The 19,115-nt window shown below is 70.8% G+C and carries 18 protein-coding genes and 1 pseudogene; 5 read left to right on the forward strand and 14 right to left on the reverse strand.

The window, feature by feature from the left end; translation table 11 throughout:
* Position 1 precedes the first annotated feature (1 nt).
* The 8 genes and pseudogenes from QE454_RS15220 to QE454_RS15255 all read right to left on the reverse strand — a co-directional run bounded on the left by QE454_RS15220 (position 2) and on the right by QE454_RS15255 (position 11,241).
* Entirely contained in the window at positions 2 to 3,016 is a 3,015-nt protein-coding gene (locus QE454_RS15220) for a DEAD/DEAH box helicase family protein (RefSeq protein WP_309668747.1), read from the reverse strand.
* Positions 3,017 to 3,304: 288 nt separating this feature from the next.
* Positions 3,305 to 5,002: an AarF/ABC1/UbiB kinase family protein gene (locus QE454_RS15225; protein WP_210076193.1), complete on the reverse strand. Its 1,698-nt coding sequence runs from the start codon at positions 5,000 to 5,002 to the stop codon at positions 3,305 to 3,307.
* Positions 5,003 to 5,054: 52 nt separating this feature from the next.
* Positions 5,055 to 5,634 (reverse strand): annotated as a pseudogene (locus QE454_RS15230) (PadR family transcriptional regulator).
* A 90-nt stretch (positions 5,635 to 5,724) separates the two neighbouring features.
* Positions 5,725 to 6,699: a phospholipase gene (locus QE454_RS15235; protein ID WP_307460004.1), complete on the reverse strand. Its 975-nt coding sequence runs from the start codon at positions 6,697 to 6,699 to the stop codon at positions 5,725 to 5,727.
* A gap of 310 nt (positions 6,700 to 7,009) precedes the next feature.
* Entirely contained in the window at positions 7,010 to 8,689 is a 1,680-nt protein-coding gene (gene pgi / locus QE454_RS15240; protein WP_307460001.1) for a glucose-6-phosphate isomerase, read from the reverse strand.
* Between the two features lie 63 nt (positions 8,690 to 8,752).
* Positions 8,753 to 9,478, reverse strand: a complete 726-nt coding sequence (locus QE454_RS15245; RefSeq protein ID WP_267786812.1) for a CoA pyrophosphatase — start codon at positions 9,476 to 9,478, stop codon at positions 8,753 to 8,755.
* 37 nt (positions 9,479 to 9,515) lie between these two features.
* Complete coding sequence (locus tag QE454_RS15250) at positions 9,516 to 10,175, reverse strand: G5 domain-containing protein (protein WP_307459997.1); 660 nt, start codon at positions 10,173 to 10,175, stop codon at positions 9,516 to 9,518.
* 112 nt (positions 10,176 to 10,287) lie between these two features.
* Positions 10,288 to 11,241, reverse strand: coding sequence for an intradiol ring-cleavage dioxygenase (locus tag QE454_RS15255; protein WP_267786810.1), 954 nt, complete (start codon positions 11,239 to 11,241; stop codon positions 10,288 to 10,290).
* Between the two features lie 165 nt (positions 11,242 to 11,406).
* On the opposite strand from QE454_RS15255, the gene QE454_RS15260 reads away from it, so the two are divergent.
* Complete coding sequence (locus QE454_RS15260; RefSeq protein WP_210076205.1) at positions 11,407 to 11,718, forward strand: hypothetical protein; 312 nt, start codon at positions 11,407 to 11,409, stop codon at positions 11,716 to 11,718.
* 17 nt (positions 11,719 to 11,735) lie between these two features.
* Here QE454_RS15260 and QE454_RS15265 read toward each other — a convergent pair whose 3' ends face one another.
* The 3 genes from QE454_RS15265 to QE454_RS15275 form a co-directional block, all read right to left on the reverse strand.
* On the reverse strand, positions 11,736 to 12,110 hold the full coding sequence (locus QE454_RS15265) for a VOC family protein (RefSeq protein ID WP_307459989.1): 375 nt from the start codon (positions 12,108 to 12,110) through the stop codon (positions 11,736 to 11,738).
* A gap of 97 nt (positions 12,111 to 12,207) precedes the next feature.
* A complete protein-coding gene (locus QE454_RS15270) occupies positions 12,208 to 12,903 on the reverse strand; it encodes a YafY family protein (protein WP_210076209.1) in 696 nt (231 codons plus the stop codon).
* 59 nt (positions 12,904 to 12,962) lie between these two features.
* A complete protein-coding gene (locus QE454_RS15275; RefSeq protein ID WP_307459984.1) occupies positions 12,963 to 13,790 on the reverse strand; it encodes an SDR family NAD(P)-dependent oxidoreductase in 828 nt (275 codons plus the stop codon).
* A 187-nt stretch (positions 13,791 to 13,977) separates the two neighbouring features.
* On the opposite strand from QE454_RS15275, the gene msrB reads away from it, so the two are divergent.
* Together msrB and msrA are read left to right on the forward strand one after the other, a co-directional pair.
* Positions 13,978 to 14,436: a peptide-methionine (R)-S-oxide reductase MsrB gene (gene msrB / locus QE454_RS15280; protein ID WP_144781908.1), complete on the forward strand. Its 459-nt coding sequence runs from the start codon at positions 13,978 to 13,980 to the stop codon at positions 14,434 to 14,436.
* Positions 14,437 to 14,474: 38 nt separating this feature from the next.
* Positions 14,475 to 15,029 carry a peptide-methionine (S)-S-oxide reductase MsrA gene (gene msrA, locus QE454_RS15285; protein WP_210076213.1) on the forward strand — a complete coding sequence of 185 codons (555 nt, stop codon included), beginning with the start codon at positions 14,475 to 14,477 and terminating at the stop codon, positions 15,027 to 15,029.
* 48 nt (positions 15,030 to 15,077) lie between these two features.
* Here msrA and QE454_RS15290 read toward each other — a convergent pair whose 3' ends face one another.
* From QE454_RS15290 to QE454_RS15300, 3 genes are read right to left on the reverse strand one after another with little or no spacing between them, the layout of a single operon-like run.
* Positions 15,078 to 15,605, reverse strand: coding sequence for a GNAT family N-acetyltransferase (locus QE454_RS15290; RefSeq protein WP_307459980.1), 528 nt, complete (start codon positions 15,603 to 15,605; stop codon positions 15,078 to 15,080).
* Positions 15,572 to 16,867 carry an FAD-dependent oxidoreductase gene (locus tag QE454_RS15295; protein WP_307459976.1) on the reverse strand — a complete coding sequence of 432 codons (1,296 nt, stop codon included), beginning with the start codon at positions 16,865 to 16,867 and terminating at the stop codon, positions 15,572 to 15,574. Before QE454_RS15295 ends, QE454_RS15290 begins: the two co-directional genes overlap by 34 nt.
* On the reverse strand, positions 16,864 to 17,271 hold the full coding sequence (locus QE454_RS15300; RefSeq protein WP_103210809.1) for an arsenate reductase ArsC: 408 nt from the start codon (positions 17,269 to 17,271) through the stop codon (positions 16,864 to 16,866). Before QE454_RS15300 ends, QE454_RS15295 begins: the two co-directional genes overlap by 4 nt.
* Positions 17,272 to 17,371: 100 nt before the next feature.
* Here QE454_RS15300 and QE454_RS15305 point away from each other — a divergent pair, with 100 nt between their 5' ends.
* Positions 17,372 to 17,722 (forward strand): helix-turn-helix transcriptional regulator, encoded by a 351-nt coding sequence (locus QE454_RS15305; RefSeq protein ID WP_307459972.1) that lies wholly within the window; start codon positions 17,372 to 17,374, stop codon positions 17,720 to 17,722.
* 49 nt (positions 17,723 to 17,771) lie between these two features.
* Positions 17,772 to 19,007, forward strand: coding sequence for an NAD(P)/FAD-dependent oxidoreductase (locus QE454_RS15310; RefSeq protein WP_307459969.1), 1,236 nt, complete (start codon positions 17,772 to 17,774; stop codon positions 19,005 to 19,007).
* Positions 19,008 to 19,115 lie beyond the last annotated feature (108 nt).

Consider the following 19,115-nt stretch of genomic DNA (forward strand, 5'->3'; position numbering starts at 1 on the left):
CTCAGCTCCACCGCATCATCGAGCGCGCCGCTCCGGAGAACCCTCCGGTGCGGCGCGCTTCTGCGAGCAGCGAGAGGTTCTCGGGACCGTCGAGCTCGTGCAGGACGGCCGGCCCCACGTGCACCTGCCACGCGCTGTGAAAGCGGAGAGCGTCCGCCCGACGACGACCGATCTCGGAAGGCACGGCGACGAACTGCCGGGACCGGGAGCGTCCCGCGCGCTCGAGGACGCCGCGCACCCACCACGGCCCTCCGCCGCGATCGACCTCCAGCACGAAGCGCGGCGCCCGGATCGGACCGCACAGCTCCTCCAGTGCGATCGCGAACGTCCTCTGATCGGCGAGGCTCGCGTGCGCCATCCTGATCTCGGCGCGGGTGGCGTCGGCGTCCCTCCGCTCTCCCTCCCACATCGCAACGGCGAGCGGGGACCGGACGCGCCCGCTCTCGGACAGTGCCGTCCACACCACATGCGCCATGTTCCGCAGCGTCGCCGCGGCATCCCGAGCCTGCCGACGCGTCCGACGCCACGCGGAGAACAGGGGCACGGCCACGACGGCCCCGATCATGGCGCTGACTCCCCCCACCGCGACTCCCGCGACCGGGGGCAGGAAGAACGACAGCGCGATCAGCGCCGCCGGCGCTCCCGCCGATACTCCGAACCATCCGCCGAGGGCACGCTCGGCCGTCACCGACGTCGAGAAGACCGGCGTGCGGGCCGGGCGCTCGACCACCGCGGAGAGCTCCTCGCGATCGTCGTACGGGGAGCCGATGCGCCAGGCGGATCGCGTCTCGTTCCGCGGCGGAACCGAGGTCAGGGCGTCGACACGCTCCAGCGACGCACCGGGGGCCTTCTCGAGCACCTCGTCGAGCGCACGACGACGTTCGCGCCCCAGCGCCGCCGGCAGCCCGCGGACGATGCGGTCGGGGTGGTCGGCGTCGAGTCCCCACAGGCCGGCGTGCTTGCGACGGAGGCGGGCGGCATCCGGTTGCGCGTCGAGGAGCGAGTCGGGCGGCAGAAGCGCCGAGACCGTCCAGTTGTGGGCGACCTTCTCGGGCCAGCTCGGATCGCGTCGCAGCGTACGGCCCCGCAACTGCTGCGTCGCTGACGCCGTCGCCACCGCCGTGAGGTCGATCAGGGTGTTCACCGCCGGGCAGTCCCAGCCCTCGCCGAACAGACCGCGCGTGCCCACGACCACCTCGAGCGAGCCGTCGGCGAGCAGCCGGGAGACGGCGCCGACCACACCCGACCCCGTGGTCCCCCGCACTTCGAGGACGGCCCCATCATCGGGGCAGGGCTCCCCCGTCACCGGGACGCCGAGCTCGCGCGCGAGCGCCGGAAGCAGCGTGTCCGCGTGGCGGACGGCGACGCGCACCGTCGAGGACGTGACGAGGATCGCGCGCAGCGCCGAGGTAACGGCATCCGTCGCCACGATCGAGAACGTGCGGACGGCACCGGCCGAGCCCAGCAGCCCCCCGTGGACGTTGCCGTGGGTGACGTAATCGGTCACGACGAGGGCGCGGAGGCGGTCGCCGAGCTCGGTACGCTCGCGGGCGAGGATGTCGCACGCTCCCCTGTCCTTCGAGAGGGAGGACGCGAGGACCGTGTCGATCGGGTCGCGAGTGCGCCGCACCCCGCGGTCGGTCAGGGCGAAGCCGAAATCGGCGAGCAGGCGGCGCAGCCGTCGCCAATCGTCGGCGCGCGCGGGGTCGGGGAGCACCCGGTCCAGGGCATATCGACCCAGCAGGCGCAGCGTCTCCTCGGTCGTGGGCGCACGTCGCGCCACGGCGGGAAGACCAGCGGTGAGCGGGTCGTCGGGCGCGACGACGGAGAACATCGCCGCGGCGGCCTCGGCACCGGCGAAGTCGACGGCGAAGGCCGCCGAGAGAGCGGCATCGACCGCGGCATCGGGGTCGGACGACTCGGCGGCGGGCGGCGGGGGCTCGATCTCCGCACCGTCGACCGCGCTCCTCCCGGCGGGAGCGACCGAGGCCGGGGCCGAGACTCCCTCGACGGGCGGTTCGAGGGGATCCGCGGGGGCGGAAGGGGCCGGCGGCTGGAGCACCGCGCGGAGGAACTCTCTCCCGGCGCCCACCGCGAAGGTCGTCCGCAGCGCCTCCGCGAGGGCTTCGGCGTGAGCGGAGAGGAACGCCCTCTCCTCACCCGTCGGTTCGACCACGTGGACGAGGTCGCGGTACGGCGCGAGATCCCCCTCTCGAACGACGGCCGGGACGGGAACCTCCAGATCGACCTCGCCCAGCAGCGAGACGTAGTTCTCGTACTCGTTCGCGTCATCGGGCGAGGGCAGGGTGGCGGTGAGCCCGATCACGAGCGGCTCCCGACCCGCCGCGCGCAGCCGCGCGACGAGCGCCGCGACCACCAGCGCCCAGTGATCCAGGAGGTGGTGGCACTCGTCGAGGACGACGGTCTCGACGCCTGCCTCGACCAGGCGCTCCAGCAGCTCGCGCGATCGCGGGTGGAGCGCGGCCGTGAGCGCGGCGGCATCCTGTCTCGCCAGAGTGCGCCGAAGAGCGCGGGAACGAGAGCGGATGCCACGGCCGTACGCCGCGGCATTGCTCTGGCTGAGCGCCTCGAGCCATTTCTCGGCCTGGTCGGGAGTGCGATCGTCGGCGATCAGCTCGTCGACCCAGCGGGCGTGCGCCAGGGCCGCGAAGGGTTCGCTGGAGTCGACCACGCTGATCGCCTGGTACGTCAGGGCCGTGAGGTCGGCCGGGCGATCGGGGTCGTCCGACACGGCGGCGTCATCGTTCGCCAGCACGCGGGCAGCGCCCACCCACTGCGCCCGGATGGCCGTCGTGGGCGCGAAGACCACGGTGCGGCGCCCCCGGCGTGCGGCGAGGAGGAGCCCGAGCAGAGTCTTCCCGGCACCCGGCGGAGCGACGAGGTGCAGCGGCTCCCCCGCGTCGACGTCGACACGGTCGAGCGCGGCGCGCTGATAGGCCCGGAGCGTTCCGTCGAATCGCCACGCCGACAGGGGACGGCGTGATTCGGTCGACACCGCGCCAGTCTAGGGAGGGGCCCCGGGCGGGCGGGCGGGCCGACACCCGCCGGAGAGGACGGCCCGTGGGCCTTCGGTGGCTCGACGCCGCCGACGACGACGTGCGGCGGGAGCTGCCGATCACCCCGCCACGGGTGGTGGGCGAACGTGCGGGTGGTCTCGTCGTTCATGGTCGGAACGGCGGTCTCCGGCATCCCGGTGTTCTTCGACGTCGTCACGCTTCTGGGCATGTTCGACGGGCGTTGAGCCGGGCGGCATCCTTCGCCGTCTCACGTGGCTCCGACCCCGTCAGGCGCCGTTGCGTCGAGCGACCCACCCGGCCAGCAGGGCGTGCGAGAGCGGCGCGATCGACACGACCATGAGGATCGTCCCCAGCACCGCCTGCTCGGACTGCAGCAGCACCCCGCCGATGAGCAGGCCCGTGAACAGCACCGACGACACCACCCGACGCACCATGCGCTCGAGATCGCGCATGCGCCGTTCGATGCGCGGAGTCTGCACCGAGACCGATCCGTCTTCGAACCGCGAGATGAGGTTATCGGCGCGTCGCGGGAGGCGCGCGGTCACCGCAGCGACCGCTCCGACCTCGCGGACGAACGCCTGCGCGGTGTTGCCGCTCTCTTCGCGGATGAGGCGCTGGGCGTAGGGCTCGACGGCATCCCAGATGTTGAAGGCCGGATCGAGGGCGCTGCACATGCCGCTCGTGAGCGACATCGCGCGCACGATCAGCAGGAAGTTCTCGGGCAACTGGAACGGCAGCGACCGCACGACGTCGCCGAACTCGATTGCGAACGCGCGGAACTCGCGCGGATCGACCTCTTGCAGTTCGGCGAAGCCCATGCCACCGAAGCGCGAGAAGAGCTGCGTCATCGCCCGCTCGAGTTGGATCGTGTCGGCCGAGGGCAGCAGGACGCCCACATCGCGGATGCCGTCCACCAGGCCCTTGCCGTCACGGGAGGCGGCCGCGATGAGCACTCGGCGGAGCCCACGGCGCAGGCTCGGCGGGACTTCTCCCATCATGCCGAAGTCGATGAACGTGAACCGCCAAGCCGGGGTGCCGGCATCCGTCGTCCCGGGAAGGGGGGTGACGAAGACGTTGCCGGGATGCGGGTCGGCGTGGAAGAAGCCGTCGTCGAAGAGCTGGTCGAACATGACCTGCGCGAAACGTGCGGCCACCTCGGCCGGATCGATGCCCGCGGCGCGCAGTGCATCGACGTCGTTGATCTTGATCGCCGTGACGTCCTGCAGGGTCAGGACGCGGCGGGTCGTGCGCTCCCACACGACCTCGGGGACGGCGACACCGCCCTCTCCCCCGAAGTCGGCGGCGAAGCGCTCGGAGTTCGCGGCCTCGTGGAGGTAGTCGATCTCTTCGAGGCTCGTGACGGCGAACTCCTCGACGAGCGAGGGCATGTCGACACGGTCGCGCACCAAAGCAACCTTGCTGAGCCACACGCCGACCTTGCGCAGGGCGCGCAGGTCGACATCGACGATGCGGTCGATGCCGGGGCGCTGGATCTTCAGGACCACGGCGCTCAGGCCGGTCTCTGCGGCGAGATCCTCCGTCAGCACGGCGCGGTGCGCCTGGCCCAGCGACGCTGCGGCGAGAGGCCGTTCGTCGACGCTCGCGAAGGCGCGCTCCAAAGGCATGCCGAGCTCTTGTTCTGCGCGGGCGCGCATCTGCGCGAACGGGACCGCGGGCACTTCGTCTTGAAGGCCCTCCAGCTGCTTCGTGATGGAGGGCGGCAGGACGTCGAGGCGCGACGACATGAACTGGCCGACCTTGATCATCAGACCGCCCAGGTCGACCGCCAGCACGTGGAAGCGCTGAGCGATGCGTTCGAGCCGCCGGGTGCGGCCCCGGGCGGAGATCCACCCGAGACCGAACCGCGGCAGAAAGAGCTCGAACCACCAGGCCTGCACCAGATAGCGCGCCGCGAAGCGGGTGATCCGCCGGTAGCGGGCTTTCATGAGGGCGTCGTCGGTCATCGGATCTCCTGGATGCCGACGGGCGTGGAGCCCCCGTCGAGCGGGCGTGACCTCAACCCTGGGCGAGGATGGAGTAGAGCTTACGGCGGGCCTCGTCGAGGATCTCGACGGCTTGCGCCACCTGCTCTTTGTCGCCCCGTGCGTGCGACCTGGGCCGCGGCCTGGGCGAGCTCGACGCCCGCCTTGGGCAGCGCCGTCATGCGCCCGCCGTCACGCGAACCGGCCGACTCCCACGGGGCGGTGCGCTCGGTGGTCTCGTCGCCGGCGGCGGCACGGCCTTCGGCGGTGAGCGAATAGGTCTTGCGGCCGCTTGACTCCTCGGCCTCCACGAGACCCTCATCGGTCAGCAACTGCAGCGTGGGGTAGACCGAGCCCGGGCTCGGCTTCCAGGACCCACCGCTGCGATCCTCGATCTCGCGGATGATCTGGTACCCGTGCATGGGCTGCTCGAGCAGCAGCGACAGAACCGCCGAGCGCACGTCGCCCTTGTTCATGCGGGGCGTGGAACCGGTCTTCTGCTCGAACTGCGTGCGCAACTGCTCGAGACCCTCGAGGATGTTGGACATCGGCCAGCCGGGGGTGTTGTTGCCACCGCGTCCGCCGAACGCGTCTCCCAGGAATGAACCACTCATGACGACCTCCTTCGCGCGGACCCGATCTGGGCCAGCGATATATAACGATATATCGCTGAGCGCGATCGAGGGTCGTCGTCGAGGGGATTCTCAGTACCAGTTCATCGCCTGCGAGTGACCCCAGGCGCTGCACGGGGCACCGTAACCGCGGGAGATGTAATCGAGACCCCAGGCGATCTGGGTGGCGGCGTTGGTCTTCCAGTCGGCGCCGAACGTCGCCATCTTGCTGCCGGGGAGCGCCTGCGGGATGCCTGTGGCACCGCCGTCGTTGTTGTAGGCCTGGTAGTTCCAGCCGGACTCCTTGGTCCACAGCGACGACAGGCAGGAGAACTGATCGCTCCCCCACCCGTACTTCTCGGAGGCGAGTTGGGCCGCGTACGCCTTGGCGCCCTCGGTGGTGTTGACGCGCGCCAGCGCGGCCGCCGCGTCGGCCTGACGCTGAGCTTCTGCGGCAGCGGCGGCTTCGGCCTGGCGCTGAGCCTCGGCGGCGGCGTCGGCGGCGGCCTTGTCGGCCTTGGCCTGATCGAGGCTCCCGCTGACCTCCGCCACGCGAGCGTTGACGCGCTCCGTCTCGGCCTGGGCGTTCTGACTCAACGCGGGCACGAGCAGCACGGGGAGCAGATCTCGCGAGTTGAGGCGGTCCACGGCATCCTGCAGCGCGCTCGTGTCGATGGACGCGTCGCCGATCGAGAGCGGGAGACCGGTCGCGGCGACGTCGGACTGCACGGTGCTCGCGCTCGAGAGCGCCGTCTGCGCTCCGTCGAGGGCGGCGCTCGCCCCGGTGCTGACGGCGTCCAGGGTGGGCGCCGTCGAGACGGGCACGGACGTGCTGGGAGCGGAGAACGAGGACGCCGACGCGTCGGGAAGCGACAGGGGCGCGGCCATCGCGAGACCGGTCGTGGCGACCGTGCCGAAGGCGAGACCGGCACAGGTCGCCGCCGTGACGAGGGTGCGCCGGGCGCGGTTGACGTGGGTGAGCTTTATGTCGGAACGCAGCAAGAGAGATCTTTCGTCGGGGGCGCGCTCGTCGGGATCGAGCGCGATGTCGTGCCGTCGGGTCGGCACGGGCCCCGAGTGTGGGTGCTGGTTCTGGACGTTATCTTTTCGTTACCTGGAAGACCGGTGGGAGCGTAGGGGCCGGGCCGCGGTGGGACACGTCGCCTTCGACCGCGATTCCACACGACATCCGCGCGAGTCAAGAAGCAGCAGAATTAACCCTCTCACCGGGTAATTCGAGGAAAACGCGCGCGCTACGACGCCGCAACATCGACGGAGCGTCGCGCCCCGGTCGACAAGAGGCCGACCCGACGAGGAAAACTTCTCGCCGAATCGGCCTCTTTGCGAAGGCTCTCGCCCACGCAGAGCGTTTTGCGGACTAGCCGCGGTGAGCCCGGTAGTAGTCGAGGAGCCCTCGGGTCGAGGAGTCCTGCGCGGCCAGGGCCTCGTCGTCGCCCTCGATCGCGGGGGCGATCTGGAGGGCGAGCTGCTTGCCGAGTTCGACACCCCACTGGTCGAAGGAGTTGATGCCCCAGATCGTGCCCTGCGTGAAGGTGATGTGCTCGTAGAGCGCGATCAGTTGTCCGAGCACGGAGGGGGTGAGGGAAGGAGCGAAGATCGAGGTCGTCGGGCGGTTGCCCGGGAACGTGCGGGCTGCGACGAGTGCTCCCCGGGTTCCCTCTGCCTCCACCTCTTCGGCGGTCTTGCCGAAGGCCAGCGCCTTGGTCTGCGCGAGGAAGTTCGCCAGGAAGAGACCGTGCACGTCGCGCCCGTCATCGGCACGGGGGTAGGCCGGGTTCACGAAGGCGATGAAATCCGCGGGGATGAGCCGCGTGCCCTGGTGGATGAGCTGGTAGAAGGCGTGCTGGCCGTTCGTGCCGGGCTCGCCCCAGAACACCTCGCCGGTGTCCGTCGTGACGGGCGTGCCGTCCCACCGGACGGACTTGCCGTTGGACTCCATCGTGAGCTGCTGCAGATAGGCGGCGAAGCGGTGCAGCTGCTGGGCGTACGGGAGGACGGCGTGCGACTGCGCGCCGAGGAAGTTCGTGTACCAGACGTTGAGCAGGCCCATCAGCACGGGCACGTTCTGCTCGATCGGAGTCGAAGCCACGTGCTCGTCGACCGTGTGGAAGCCGGCCAACAGCTCGCGGAACACGTCGGGGCCGAGCGCGATCGCGAGCGACAGCCCGATCGCGGAGTCGACGGAGTACCGGCCGCCCACCCAGTCCCAGAACCCGAAAGCGTTGGTCGGGTCGATACCGAAGGCGGCGACCTTGTCGAGCGCCGTCGACACGGCGACGAAGTGGTGGGCCACGGCGTCGGTGCGCGCGGCATCGGAATCGTCGATCGCGCCCTTCTCGGCGAGCTGTGCCCAGAGCCAGTCGCGCGCGAGGCGGGCGTTGGTGAGGGTCTCGAGGGTGGTGAACGTCTTCGAGGCGACGACGAAGAGCGTCGTCTCGGGGTCGAGGTCTGCGGTCTTCTGCGCGATGTCGGTGGGGTCGATGTTCGACACGAACCGCGCGTGGATACCGGCGTCGGCGTAGGGAAGGAGAGCCTCGTAGACCATGACCGGTCCGAGGTCGCTGCCACCGATGCCGATGTTGACCACGGTCGTCACCTTCTTACCGGTGACCCCGCGCCATTCGCCCGAGCGCACGCGGTCGGCGAAAGAGCTCAGTCGGTCGAGGACCTCGTGCACGTCGTGGTCGATCTGCTGGCCGTCGACCACGAGGGCGGGCTCGGCGCCGGCGGGACGACGCAGAGCGGTGTGCAGCACGGCGCGGTCCTCGCTGGTGTTGAGGTGCGCGCCGCGGAGCATGTCGGCGAAACGCCCGCGCACACCGGTCTCGTCCGCGAGCGCGACGAGGGCGTCGAGGATCTCCGGGGTGACGAGGTTCTTCGACAGGTCGACGTGGAGATCGCCGACCGTGCGGGTGAGGTCGCGAGTGCGGTCGGCGTCGGAGGCGAACCAGCCGCGCAGATCGGGGGTGAAGCCCTCGCGCAGGGCGCTGAGGCGGGACCAAGCGGAGGTGGTGGTGGGGTCGATAGGCGCAGTCACGGGTTCCACGCTAGCGACCCGCGTCCTTCGCCACGCCGCGGATGACGAAGTACACCGGAAGGGCTACGGGCGACGCACGCCCGAGGAACGTCCTCCGCCGCCGGCGATCGCCTCGGGCAGCGCGATCACTCTCGAGCGATCCCACGGCTCCGTCCACTCGAGGAGGTCGAACAGGCCATCGAGCAGCATCGCCGTGAACCCCCAGACCGTCTGCAGGCCGCGGGCCGTCTGCAGTGAGAAGGCGGGCCCGCGCCACTCCCGTCCGTCACGCCGGACGACGGTCACCCCACGACGCGCAGGGTCGAGCAGGTCGGCCACGGGGGCTCGGAAGACCGCGGCGGACTCCGCTTCGTCGACGGCGCGGACCGGCGTCGGTCGGACCCACCAGCCGATGACCGGGGTCACCTCGTGGCGAGAGAACGCCAGCGGCACCGGATCGAGCGTCCCCAGCACCTCGACGCCGTGCGGATCGAGCCCGGTCTCCTCGCGGGCTTCACGGAGCGCCGCTGCCACGGCATCCCGATCTCCGGGATCCACCCGACCACCGGGAAAGGCGACCTGACCGGGGTGGGCGCGCAGGGTGCTCGCCCGCGCCAACAGGAGGACGTCGAGATCGCTGGGCACGTTCACCGCCTCGCGAGAGCTCGGTATGCCGTCGAGGACCCCGAACAGGATGAGCACCGCCGCGGCGCGGGCCTCACCCTCGACCGGGACCGCCCGCAGGGCCGGCGAGACGTCGCCGAGCCCCCGGGCGAGGAGGTCTTCGAGTTGGGCGCGGGGAGACGGCATGGATCGAGGCTAGCCGCGGCCTCTGCTCAGCGGGTTCTTAGCGCGACCCGTTGCAGGCGAAGCCGTCACCGTCGCCATCGAGCTTGTAGACGTCGGCACCGACGACCCGGGCGACGCCGTCGAAGTAGGACGGGCCGTTGCCCTTCCCACCCGCGCAGTCGACGTCGGAATCGATGGGCACGCACGCGTCGGCGTAGTTGGGGTCGCAGCCCTCGCCGCCGGATGCCGCTTCGACCGGCGCGGGCGGAGGGGGTGCGACGTACGTTCCTCGCGAGGTGACCTCCGCGACCGGCGCGCGACCGACGGATTCGCTGAGCAGAACGCGCTCGGACTCGACCCCGTCGATCGTCGTCACGCGGTAGACCGAGACCTTCTCGCCATCGACGCCCGCCGTCGACACGCGTGACTCTCCCGACGGCAGGGAACCGTCGTCCACCGTCGTCCGTTCGAAGGGCAGGGCGGATGTGACGGTCTGCTCCGACACCGCGACGACGGGTGTCGGCGACGGCGTCTCGGTGGGCGACGACGCCACGAGGCGTCGCGCGTCGCCGGTGGCCGCCGGCTCGGCGGATGAGACGGAAGAAGAGCATCCCGCCGCGAGCAGCACGGTCACGACGACCGCCGTCACCCCCAGGGCGACGTGCCGGGGTCGGTGGGCGCGCAGGCGCGCAGAGATTCGATCGTTCGCAACGGTCATCGTGGTGTTCCCCCCAGAACAGGAGCGCGGCGTCTTCGCCATGCTGATGCTCAGCAGACCAGATCGGAGGCGCCGAGGCAACCACGACTTTCACGCGCCAGCCGCGTCAGGGTCAGCGGCCGCCGGGCATCGCCCCCGCGGCCGCCGTCGTCGTGGTGTCGACGCGAACCGTGAGGGCGACCGTCCACCCCGTGGCGTTGTCTCCGGTCGTCGTGGCGAGTTCGAGCACTCCCCCGTCGTCGCCGAAGACGTTGTCGCTCTCGAGGGAGACGCGGGAGAGGTTGGATGCCGAGGAGGTGTAGGCCGCGTCGGCGTAGACGACGTCGCAGGTCGCGGCGGGCAGGGCCACCTGCGACGTCGCGATGGCGTTGGCGGCGTCGGTGATGGCGTCCGCGTTCGGATACACCTCGAAGTGGATGTGGGGCCAACGCCCGTCGTAACAGGCGGGGAAGATCGAGGTGAAGGAGACGACTCCGTCGGCGCCGACGACCTGAACCCCCCGCAGGTAGGTCTCGTTCTGGATGCCGGACGAGTACATGGAGTATCTTCCCTCGGCGTCGCAGTGCCAGACGTACACCGCGGCCCCGGCGAGGGGGACGTCGCCGTTCGCCATGTCGAGGATGGTGAGGTCGAGCGTCATGGGCACGCCCGCCGCGGTCGCCCCACCGTCCAGGCTCGAGCGCAGGTCGCTGCGCACGACCCCTGACCTTTCGAGGATGTCGGCGCCGTTCGAGCCGTCACCCGGGTAGGGGCCCGCCGTCTCTTGCGGGATCTCCCCCGCGGGCAGCGCGACAGCCGGTGCGGTCGTCGAGGTGCTCGGGGACGGCGCGCTCAGGGCGGTCGCGCTGGGGCTCGCGGTGGCCGCGGTGCCGGTGGGCGCGCACGCCGCGAGGGTCGCCGTTCCCGCTCCGACGGCGAACAGTCCCAGGAGACGACGGCGGGATACAAGCGTGCGGATGTCGAAGGGCGCACCCTGGTCGACGACCGGCTCGTCGGCTCGGTCGAGCAAGCGGCCCTCGTAGGCGGGACCTTCCGGGGTCATCTGGGTGTCGGGGATGCGGCTCATGGTCGGTTCTCCAAGGTCGAGGCGGGCGTTCCCCCGAGGATGGGGAACGCGGCCTGCCCCCGCCCTCACCGATCCTGTGCGCCGCCTGTGACATGGCATCCCCCGTCGGAAAGACCCGCCCCTCACCGGACACGCGCGTGTGAGGATGAGGAAGGGAGGTGCGCGATGACCGGAGTGCTGCACGCGGTGACCCTCGTCGTGAACATGCCGATCACCAAGATCGACGCGCTCGACGCGATCGCCTTCGCCGCCGACGGCGGGGTCGAAGATGCGGGTACCGCCCGCCCCCGCGTATGGCTCGCCCCGCACGCGTGGGCCGAGGTCGAGATCCCGAAGTTCGCGGATCCCCCGCCGTTCGCCATCGACATCTACTCCGACGTCTCGGGGCAGATCGCGTGGGCGCAGGCCCGGCGTCTGCACGACGCTCTCGAGCGCTTCGGTTGGAACGTCTCGCCGCCGCGGGCGGGCGTGCGGTAGGCGAGGCCGACGCGCGGCTAGCTTGCCGTGGGCGTACTGAAGAGGTTCACGACGTTGCCGTCGGGGTCGCGGACGAGTGCGGACCGGTTGCCCCACGGCATCGTGGTCGGTTCGAGAACGACATCGTCACCGGTCCGTCGCAGTCTCGCGAACTCGGCGTCGACGTCGGCGACTTCGAACTCGATGAGCACGGATCGATTCGTCGCGGGGACCACAGCATCGCCGAGCATCGCGACGGTGGCGCTGCTCGCGATCGCGAGGTTCACGCCGGAGCCTCGGAACTGCGCGAAGACGGGGGCGGGGCGTTCGGCCGACTGTCCGGTGACCCGCTCGTAGAAGGCGACGAGAGCGTCGAGGTCGTCAGTGGCGATACGGATGGAGGCAAACGGCATGGCGTTCCTTCGATGGGGTCGACGAGATGAGAGCCCCAGCCTCGCGGAGCCTCGCGACACCGTCCTGTCGGTGTTTCCCGAAATCCTCCGACGAGTTTCAGCCCTCGACCACCGACCGCAAGCGCCCGTAGGGGATCGCGAGGTCCGCCGCACGCAGGGATCGTTGCGGGGGTCGCTCTCGCGTCACCTCGATCGACAGCATCCGGTCTCCTCGAAACGCCCGTACCCCGTCGCGCAGGCGGCACCACGCGATGAGGTACCACTGCCCGTCTTTGCCGATCGATCCCAACGGTTCGACGTCTCGGGTGGACTCTGCGCCGCTGGCGTCCTGGTATCGAAGGCGAACGACACGGTCCGCGCGAAGGGCCGCGGCGAACTCGGACGGTACGACAGCGTCATCCTCACTCTCGAGCAGATGCACGCGCGAAGCGAGCGCGCTGGCACGCGCCGCATCTTCTTCGGGCATGACCGCCAGCAGCTTGCGCATCGCCGTCCGGGCGGAATGCCGGAACGGACTGTGGCGAAGGGTGCCGAGCCCGATCAGCACCGAGAGGGCCTCGTCGAGGGTGAACCCCGCCGGTCCCAGCGTCGCCGACGCGTCGATCACGTACCCGCCGGTGCGGCCCGGCTCCGCCCAGATGGGCAGCCCCGACTGCTGCAGCGCTGCGAGGTCTCTTTCGATGGTCCGAACCGACACCTCGAACCTCTCCGCGAGACGGCGAGCGCTTCGCGGCCGCGGCGACACGGCCCGAAGCTCCTCCACGAGGCCGTAGAGGCGATCGGTACGATTCACTGCCCCATCATGCGTCACGTCTCCCGCGGGACGACAATGCGGGCGGGTGATCGCGGGGATCAGCCGTCGAGACCCACCAGCACCTCGCTACGCTCCCACAGCTGCCGAGCGAGAACGGGGTCGTCCGCCAAGCGGCTGGTCTTCGCCTGTTTGTTGTTGGAGTAGAAGCCGCCGGGTGCCCAGTCCACGCCGGGCTTACCGAGGGCGAGCCACGTCAGACGCGCACCGCCGACCGACGTCGAGGTCATCAGACGTTGGGCGAGCGGACCGCCGTAGAGGAACTTCCACGGCCCATCGCTGGTGGAGCCGAAGTTCGAGGCGATGACGCCCGGATGAAAGGCCACCGCCGACAGCCCCGCATCGCCGAAGCGACGGTTCAGCTCCTTCGTGAACAGCACGTTCGCGAGCTTCGCGTTGCCGTAGGCCGCGGTCGAGGAGTACCGGTGCTCGCCCTGCAGGTCGTCGACGTCGAACCGCGGGAACAGCTTCGCCGCGGCGCTCGAGGTCTGGATCACCGACGCCTGCGACTCGACGAGCCGCTCGCGCAGCAGATTCGTGAGCAGGAACGGCGCGAGGTGGTTCACCTGGAAGGTCGTCTCGTACCCGTCTTTGGTGAGCGTGCGCTGCCCGAACACCCCGCCGGCGTTGTTCGCGAGGACGTCGATGCGCGGATAGCGCTCGAGGAGGGATGCCGCGAGCTCGCGCACCTGAGACAGCTCGCTGAAGTCCGCGACGAACGACTCCACCCCGAGCGTCCGGGCCACTCGCGCGGTCTTCTCGGGGTTGCGCCCCACCACGACCACCTCTTCGCCGAGCTGGGCGAGCTGTTTCGCGGACGCGGCGCCGATGCCGTCGCTGGCTCCGGTGATGACGATCGTGCGGGTCATGCGTACCTCCTGGTCGATGGCGCCACGTTAATGCGGGCACCGATGAGAACCGCGGGGCTTGCCCTCGGCATCCGGGGTCGATGAGAACTCACAGCCCGCTCCCAGCCCCGCGGGACCAAAACCGGCGGGCCTCGCGTTCTTACCCATGACGCTCGACACAGGGCGTCATGACGAAGGGATACGCACCGTGAGCACGGAGTACCGGAAGACGTCGGAGGCGCTCAGCCGCCTCACCGACCGCCAGTTCGCCGTCACGCAGGACGACGCGACCGAACCGCCGTTCCGCAACGAGTACTGGGACAACCACGAGGACGGCATCTACGTCGATGTCGTATCGGGACAGCCGCTGTTCTCCTCGACCGACAAGTTCGAAAGCGGCTCGGGCTGGCCGAGCTTCACCAAGCCCATCGACGACGCCGCCGTCGTGAACAAGACCGACCGATCGCTCTGGATGACCCGCACCGAGGTGCGCTCCGCCGGTGCCGACAGCCACCTCGGGCACCTGTTCGACGACGGCCCCCGCGACGCCGGTGGACTGAGATACTGCATGAACTCGGCGGCGATGCGCTTCGTGCCCGTCAGCGAGCTCGAGGCGCAGGGCTACGGCGCGTACCTTCCCCTGTTCCGCGAGAGCCGGGCCTCATGAACCTCTTCCCCTTCCGCAACCGCAAAAGGAGCATCATCATGACCAGCGGACCTTCCGACACCGGCGAGATCACCCGTCGTCCCGGCACCGAGACCGCCGTCCTCGCGGGCGGCTGCTTCTGGGGGGTCGAGGACCTCATCCGTCGCCAGCCCGGTGTGCTCGATACGCGCGTCGGCTACACCGGAGGTCAGAACGACCACGCGACCTACCGCAACCACCCCGGTCACGCCGAGGCCGTCGAGATCGTGTTCGACCCGACGCAGACGTCGTACCGCGACGTCCTGGCGTTCTTCTTCCAGATCCACGATCCGTCGACCCTGAACCGTCAGGGCAACGACGTCGGCACGAGCTACCGCTCGGCGATCTTCCCGCTCTCGCCCGAGCAGGAGAAGGTCGCGCGCGACACGATCGCCGACGTCGACGCGTCGGGCATCTGGCCCGCCAAGGCCGTCACCACGATCGAGCCCGAGGCGCCCTTCTGGGAGGCCGAGCCCGAGCACCAGGACTACCTGATCCGCATCCCGAACGGGTACACGTGCCACTTCGTACGCCCCGGTTGGGTGCTGCCCAAGCGCGAGCAAGCCTCCGCGTAAGCGACGAGCGAGGGCCCGGATGCCATGGCATCCGGGCCCTCTGTCGTGTCACGTGACTGCTCGGCTGCGTCTCTCGATGAGGACGGTGTCGCGCCACATGCCGGCAGCGTCGCGGGCAATGCGTTCGCGGACGCCGACGATGCGGAATCCATGGCGCGCGTGCAGGGCGAGCGAGGCGTGATTGTCGGCGAAGATCGACGACTGGATCGTCCAGACACCGGCGGCCTCCGTCGAGGCGATGAGAGCCTCGAGCAGCAGGTGACCGATCCCCCGACCGCGGGCGTCGGCCTCGACGTAGACCGAGTGCTCCACGACCCCGCGGTAGACGGGGCGTGCCGACACGGCGGACACGGCCGCCCACCCGACGACCCGGTCGTCGACGACCGCGACGAGGCGATGCGCGACCAGCTTGCCCTCGTCGAACTCGCCCCACGTCGCCGGGGGCGCCGTCTCGAACGTCGCGTGGCCGGTCGCGATGCCCTCCGCGTAGATGCGGTGGACCTCCGGCCAATCGTCCGCGGCGAGCGGGCGCAGCGACGCGCTCACGCGCAGCAGGACCCCGCGTCGGTCGTGCACACGCCCGTCTCGGGCAGCACGAGATCGACCTGCCGTGCCGCCACCCGGTCGCCGGCGAGTTCCGCCGCGATCGAGCGCACCTGCTCGTATCCGGTGAGCAGCAGGAAGGTGGGCGCCCGCCCGTACGACTTCATGCCCGCGAGGAAGAAGTCGGGCTCGGGGTGCGTCAGTTCGGCGACCCCGTGCGGCGGCACGGAGCCGCACGAATGCAGATTCGGGTCGATGAGCGGGGCGAGCGCGCGCGGTGCCTCGACGATCTCGTCGAGCCCCACGCGGATCTCGCGCAGCATCGTCAGGTCGGGACGGAATCCCGTGGCGTTGACGATCACGTCGACCTCGAGGGCGAACGCCTCGCCCGCGCGGCGGCCACTGACGCGCACGCCGTCGTCGCACAGCCGCACGTCGTCGATCTCGAACGAGGCGATCTGCTCGACACGGCCATCGGCCACCAGGTCGTGGACCGCCGTGCCGAGGCGTCCGCGCGCGGCGAGGTCGTCGGCGGCGTCGGCGGCCAGGCGTGCGGTGCCGTCGTTGCGCACCGCCCACGACACACGCGTCGCCGGATCCTCCTCGGCGAGAGCGGCGAGGGCGATCAGGGTGTTCGCCGCCGAGTGCCCCGCACCGACGACGAGCACGCGCCGACCGGCGAAGCGGCCGCGGTCGCGTCCGCGCACATCGGGGAGCGCCGTCGTCACGCGATCACCGAGGTCGTCGTGCGCGAGACCCGACGACAGCAGCGACCGCGGCGAGCTCGTGGTGCCCGAGGTGTCGATGACGGCGCGAGCCGTGGTATCCGTCGTCTGCTCGGCCGTGCGTAGTCGCAGCACGAAAGGAGTGGCCGCCCGACCCACCGACCGCGTGCGGTCCATGCCCTGGCGGGCCACGGCCTCGACGCGCGTGCCGTACCGGATGACGGATGCCAGGGCGGCGGTGCGCGCGAGGGGTTCGAGGTAGCCGTCGACCAGCTCGTCTCCGGTGGGGAGTCCCTCGGCATCCGGGGCGGTCCACCCCTCGGCCTCGAGCAGGCGACGCGCGGCGGCGTCGATGACGTAACGCCACGGCGAGAAGAGACGGGTGTGCCCCCACGCGCGAACGGCCGCTCCGGCGGTGTCGCCCGCTTCGAAGACCACGACCGGCAGCCCGCGTTCGATGAGGTGCGCGGCGGCAGCCAGGCCGACGGGGCCGGCGCCGATGATCGCGACGGGCAGACCCGCGCGGCGATCGGCCTCGAGCCGCGGCGGGACCGTGAGGGTCAGGCTCATGCGTCGACCCCGAGCTCGCGCAGCAGCGTGGTCACCCGCGCCTTGATGTCGTCGCGGATGGGGCGTACCTCGTCGAGACCCTTGCCGGCCGGGTCGGTCAGCTCCCAGTCCTCGTAGCGCTTGCCGGGGAAGATCGGGCACGCGTCTCCGCAGCCCATCGTGATGACGGCGTCGGAGGCACGCACGTCGTCGGTGAGCAGCAGCTGCGGCACCTCGGAGCTGATGTCGATCCCCTCTTCGGCCATCGCGGCCACCGCCATCGGGTTGAGAGCGTCGCCGGGAGCGCTGCCGCCCGAGAGCACGCGTACGCGGTCGCCGCCCAGGGTGCGGGCGTAGCCAGCGGCCATCTGCGAGCGGCCGGCGTTGTGCACGCAGACGAAGAGGATCGTGGCGGTGTCGGACATGGCGCTTCCTTCGGGTCGGGTCGAACGGGAACAGCATGACGCAACACATCGACGTTCGTCAATATTGACGTTCATCGATGTGAGGGAGATGATGGATGCCATGACCTCCCCTATCGCCCTGCCCCTGCTCGACGCCGGCTGCTGCGTCTCGTCGAGCGACGCGGCGATGGCGCCCGCCGAAGCGGAGACGCTGGCGAAGACGCTCAAGGCGCTCGCCGATCCGGCGCGGCTGCGGATCGTGTCGATCATCGCCGCGCAAGACGCCGGCGCCACGTGCGCGTGCGACCTGCAGCAACCCCTCGGCCTCTCGCAGCCCACGGTCTCGCACCACACGAAGGTGCTGGTGGATGCAGGCATCCTGACCCGCGAGAAGCGCGGCACCTGGGCGTACTTCTCGCTCGTGCCAGGCGCTCTCGACAGCGTCGCCGCGGCCATCGCGCCCCGTCGCTGACGCTCGCAACCCCCGCTTCCGCTCGCCTTCGCCTGCTTAGGCTCGCGGCATGAGCGAGTACGACGTCGTCGTGGTGGGAGCAGGGCTTGCGGGACTCCGCGCCGCGACCCGGCTGGCCGAGGCCGGGCGCGACGTCGTGGTCCTCGAGGCGAACGACGCGGTCGGCGGGCGCGAGCGCACCGACATCGTCGACGGATTCCGCCTCGACCTCGGCTTCCACGTGCTGAACCCGGCGTACCCGGCCGTGCGGCGCTGGGTCGACATCGACGCCCTCGCGCTCCGGCGCTTCCCGGTCGCCGTCGGCGTGCGGCTCGACGACCGGGTCGCGCGGTTGGCCCATCCGCTGCGGCACCCGTCATCTCTCCCGACGACTCTCGCGAGCGGGCTCGTCCACCCCGCCGATGTCGCCGCACTCGCACGATGGGTCGGCCCCACCCTGCTGTCGCCGCGGGCCGCCAAGAGGGGCCGCGACTTCTCGCTCGACGAGGGCTGGGACCGGGCCGGCCTTCGCGGACCCCTTCGTGAGGCAGTGCTCGAGCCCTTCCTCGCCGGGGTGATCGCCGACGACCGGCAAGAGACCTCCGACGCCTTCGTGCGCCTGCTCATCCGCAGCTTCGCGCTCGGGCGTCCCGGCGTTCCCGCCGCGGGGATCGGCGCCCTTCCCGCGCAGCTCGCCGACACCGCGCGGCGTGCGGGTGTCGGCATCCGCCTCTCGCACCGCGTCGTGTCGACCCGGCGGCGCACGCGCGGCTGGCACCTCGGGGTGGAGGGCCGGGATGCCGTGACCGCCCGCAGCGTCGTGCTCGCGTGCGGCCTGGATCACGCCCTCGATGCCCCGCACCCCCGCACGCGGGGCCTGCAGACGTGGTGGTTCGCCGCCGACGAGGCCCCCTCGCACGATGCCGCGCTGCGCGTCGACGGACGTCGCCGCGGGCCGATCGTCAACACCGCGGTCATGACCAACACCGCCCCCACGTACGCCCCGCGCGGACAGCACCTCATCCAGGCCACGTGCGTGATGCCGTCGGCCGCCACCGAGAACGACGTGCGGCGTCAGCTCGGCGAGGTGTGGGAGGCCGACACCCGGCCGTGGCGCCTGCTGCGCCGCGACGACATCACCCACGCGCTCCCCGCGCAGGACCCGCCGCTGCGCCTGCGCCGCCGCGTGCGGCTCGACGACGGCCGATACCTCGCCGGCGACCATCGCGACACCGCGTCGATCCAGGGCGCTCTGGTGTCGGGGCAGCGAGCGGCGGAGGCGGTGCTGGGCGACCTCGCGCGGTGAGTTCGCGCGGTCAGCCGGCGCAATGCGCGAGACGTCGCGCGCCACCTCCATCGCGAGACGGCATCTCGCTCACAACTCCGCTGCAACCTGACGCGGGTTCGTCAGCGA

Origin of the sequence: Microbacterium sp. SORGH_AS_0454, assembly GCF_031453395.1 — a bacterium.
Taxonomy (GTDB): domain Bacteria; phylum Actinomycetota; class Actinomycetes; order Actinomycetales; family Microbacteriaceae; genus Microbacterium.

Bases quoted from the DNA above. Each gene is read 5' to 3' on its own strand.
- QE454_RS15295 (WP_307459976.1), bottom strand. From the start codon at position 16,867: ATGAGCCTGACCCTCACGGTCCCGCCGCGGCTCGAGGCCGATCGCCGC.
- QE454_RS15250 (WP_307459997.1), bottom strand. From the start codon at position 10,175: ATGACCGTTGCGAACGATCGAATCTCTGCGCGCCTGCGCGCCCACCGA.
- QE454_RS15300 (WP_103210809.1), bottom strand. From the start codon at position 17,271: ATGTCCGACACCGCCACGATCCTCTTCGTCTGCGTGCACAACGCCGGC.
- QE454_RS15245 (WP_267786812.1), bottom strand. From the start codon at position 9,478: ATGCCGTCTCCCCGCGCCCAACTCGAAGACCTCCTCGCCCGGGGGCTC.
- QE454_RS15310 (WP_307459969.1), top strand. From the start codon at position 17,772: ATGAGCGAGTACGACGTCGTCGTGGTGGGAGCAGGGCTTGCGGGACTC.
- QE454_RS15255 (WP_267786810.1), bottom strand. From the start codon at position 11,241: ATGAGCCGCATCCCCGACACCCAGATGACCCCGGAAGGTCCCGCCTAC.
- QE454_RS15260 (WP_210076205.1), top strand. From the start codon at position 11,407: ATGACCGGAGTGCTGCACGCGGTGACCCTCGTCGTGAACATGCCGATC.
- QE454_RS15275 (WP_307459984.1), bottom strand. From the start codon at position 13,790: ATGACCCGCACGATCGTCATCACCGGAGCCAGCGACGGCATCGGCGCC.
- QE454_RS15305 (WP_307459972.1), top strand. From the start codon at position 17,372: ATGACCTCCCCTATCGCCCTGCCCCTGCTCGACGCCGGCTGCTGCGTC.
- QE454_RS15225 (WP_210076193.1), bottom strand. From the start codon at position 5,002: ATGACCGACGACGCCCTCATGAAAGCCCGCTACCGGCGGATCACCCGC.
- QE454_RS15265 (WP_307459989.1), bottom strand. From the start codon at position 12,110: ATGCCGTTTGCCTCCATCCGTATCGCCACTGACGACCTCGACGCTCTC.
- msrA (WP_210076213.1), top strand. From the start codon at position 14,475: ATGACCAGCGGACCTTCCGACACCGGCGAGATCACCCGTCGTCCCGGC.